Origin of the sequence: Spirillospora sp. NPDC046719 (genome assembly GCF_040645715.1) — a bacterium.
GTDB lineage: Bacteria > Actinomycetota > Actinomycetes > Streptosporangiales > Streptosporangiaceae > Spirillospora.
Window position 1 is genome coordinate 1 of sequence record NZ_JBEYYT010000815.1, and the last position, 2,112, is coordinate 2,112.

At 75.8% G+C, this 2,112-nt stretch carries 2 protein-coding genes; one reads left to right on the forward strand and one right to left on the reverse strand.

The window, feature by feature from the left end; genetic code table 11:
* Positions 1-163: 163 nt before the first annotated feature.
* Positions 164-1,036, reverse strand: a complete 873-nt coding sequence (locus tag ABZ914_RS50565; RefSeq protein ID WP_500201705.1) for an NAD(P)H-binding protein — start codon at positions 1,034-1,036, stop codon at positions 164-166.
* Positions 1,037-1,127: 91 nt separating this feature from the next.
* Between ABZ914_RS50565 and ABZ914_RS50570 the strand changes: the two genes are divergently transcribed.
* Positions 1,128-2,069, forward strand: a complete 942-nt coding sequence (locus ABZ914_RS50570; protein ID WP_500201706.1) for an AraC family transcriptional regulator — start codon at positions 1,128-1,130, stop codon at positions 2,067-2,069.
* The last annotated feature ends 43 nt before the right edge of the window (positions 2,070-2,112 follow it).

Sequence of the window (2,112 nt, forward strand, 5' to 3'; positions counted from 1 at the left end):
CCTCTCGCCCTCCGCAACCCCACCCTACCCCGCTCGCGGTCCCGCGCCCGCGGGGCGGGCCCCCCCGCGGGGGGCGGGCGCGGCCCCGCGGCCGGGGCGGGGATCGCCGTGATCGGCCGCGCTTCCTCCAGGTCAGCCGCTCGGCGCGGCGGACGGGGCGGGTTCAGGCGTTCCAGATGCCGGTGGCGGCGGTCTCGCGGGCGTAGTCGGCGAAGTCGCGGGCCTCGCGGCCGAGGGCGCGGCGGACGCCGTCGGCGGGTTCGGCGTTGCGGCCGTCCAGCACGGTGGTGAACAGGTACGTCAGCAGGCCGGCGACCTCGCCGGGGAGGCCGTGCTCCTTGAGCGCCGCCGCGTAGTCGTCCGCGCCGACCCGGACGTAGGCGATCTCGCGTCCGGCGGCGCGGCCGATCTCGGCGACCGCGTCGGCGAAGGTGAGCGCGCGCGGCCCGGTGACCTCGTAGACCTCGCCGGCGTGCCCGGCGCGGGTGAGGGCGGCGACGGCCACGTCCGCGATGTCGTCGGCGTCGGCGAACGGCTCGGGCACGTCGCCGGCCGGCAGGACGACCTCACCGGCCCGGACCGGGTCGAGCAAGTAGTCCTCGCTGAAGTTCTGCGCGAACCACGCGGCCCGCACGATCGTCCATTCCAGGCCGCAGTCGCGGACGACGCGCTCGCACGCCCGAGCCTCCTCCTCGCCGCGCCCGGACAGCAGCACGACCCGGCGCACCCCGGCGGCCGCCGCCGCGGCGGTGAAGGCGCCGATCGCCTCGGGCGCGCCGGGCGCGGCGAGGTCCGGGTAGTAGGACAGGTAGACCGACTCGACGTCCCGCAGGACCGGCGCCCAGGTCGTCCCATCCGTCCAGTCGAAGCCGGGGACCGCCGACCGCGAGCCCATCCGGACCGGGACGTCCAGGGACTCCAGCCGCTCGACGACCCGCCGCCCGGTCTTCCCGGTCCCGCCGAGCACGAGGACGAGCCCGGTCTCCAGAGCGTTCCCGTCGGTGTTCTCGCTGATGTTCCCGCTGGTGTTCGTCATGTCCTGGAGTCAACCGCCGGGCGTGCCCGTCCGACATCGTTGAGAAGCTCGTCTCCATGCGCGAGCGTCCACAGCCCTTACGCTGAGCGGCATGGACGCCCTGACCGACCTTCTCGACGGCCCCCGCGCGCACGGAGCGTTCATGATCCGCTCGACGCTGAACCCGCCGTGGTCGATGCGGATCCAGGACGAGGCCCCGCTGACGCTGGTGGCCATGGTCCGCGACGAGGCCTGGGTGCTCCCGGACGAGGGCGCGCCCGTGCACGTCCGTCCCGGCGACCTGGTCATCTGCCGCGGTCCGGACCCGTACGTCGTCGCGGACGACCCGTCCACCGAACCGCAGATCGTCATCCACCCGGGCCAGCGCTGCACCACCCCGGACGGGACGAGCCTGTCGGAGGCGATGGACCTCGGCGTACGCGCCTGGGGCACCGACCCGGACGGCAGGGCGGTGATGCTCGTCGGCACCTACGAGACGCGCGGCGCGGTCACGCAGCGGCTGCTGGCCGCGCTGCCGCCGCTGGCGGTCGTGCGCGGCGACACCTGGCGGTCGCCGCTGGTGGGGCTGCTCGACGAGGAGATCGTCAAGGACGAGCCCGGCCAGGAGGTCGTGCTCGACCGGCTGCTGGACCTGCTGCTGATCCAGACGCTGCGCGCGTGGTTCTCGCGGCCGGAGGCCGAGCAGCCCGGCTGGTACCGGGCGCACGGCGACCCGGTCGTGGGGCCCGCGCTGCGGCTGCTGCACGACGACCTCGCGCACCCGTGGACGGTCGCGGACCTGGCCGCGAAGGTCGGCGCGTCGCGGGCGGCGCTCGCGCAGCGCTTCGGCAGGCTGGTCGGCGAGCCGCCGATGGCGTACCTCACCGGCGTCCGGCTGGCGCAGGCCGCCGACCTGCTGCGCGAGAGCGACGCCACCCTCGACGCCGTGGCGCGCCGGGTCGGCTACGGGACCGCGTTCGCGCTCAGCACCGCGTTCAAGCGGGAGCACGGGATGAGCCCGCAGGAGTACCGCTCGGGCGCGGCGACCGCCTGACGCCCTCCCGCCGCGGGCCGCCTCGGCGGGTGGCGGCTTGTAC